This is a genomic window from Chromobacterium sp. ASV23 (assembly GCF_016428945.1).
Taxonomy (GTDB): Bacteria; Pseudomonadota; Gammaproteobacteria; order Burkholderiales; family Chromobacteriaceae; genus Chromobacterium; species Chromobacterium sinusclupearum.
This window is the reverse complement of record NZ_JAELTR010000286.1, coordinates 1-254: the sequence shown is the minus strand read 5'-3', so window position 1 is coordinate 254 and position 254 is coordinate 1. Positions and strand designations below refer to the sequence as shown.

The 254-nt window shown below is 70.5% G+C and carries 1 protein-coding gene; it reads left to right on the top strand.

Annotated elements, in window-relative coordinates:
- Positions 1-127 precede the first annotated feature (127 nt).
- Positions 128-254: hypothetical protein (locus JHD59_RS22645; RefSeq protein ID WP_233164494.1), on the top strand; the 127-nt coding region annotated here is incomplete at its 3' end.

Below are 254 nucleotides of genomic sequence, written 5' to 3'. Positions count from 1 at the left end.
CCCCCCCCCCCCCCCCCCCCCCCCCCCCCCCCCCCCCCCCCCCCCCCCCCCCCCCTTTTCAAGCAGAAGACGGCATACGCGATAATTGGCGGAGTCTCGTGGGCTCGGAGATGTGTATAAGAGACAGATGCTGTTCGGCCTGGCCGAGCAGGGCAACGCGCCGCGCGCGCTGAAGAAGCTGGACAAGCGCGGCGTGCCGGTCAACGCCACCTTGTTCTCCGCGCTGGCCACCGTGGCCTGCGTGCTGCTGAACT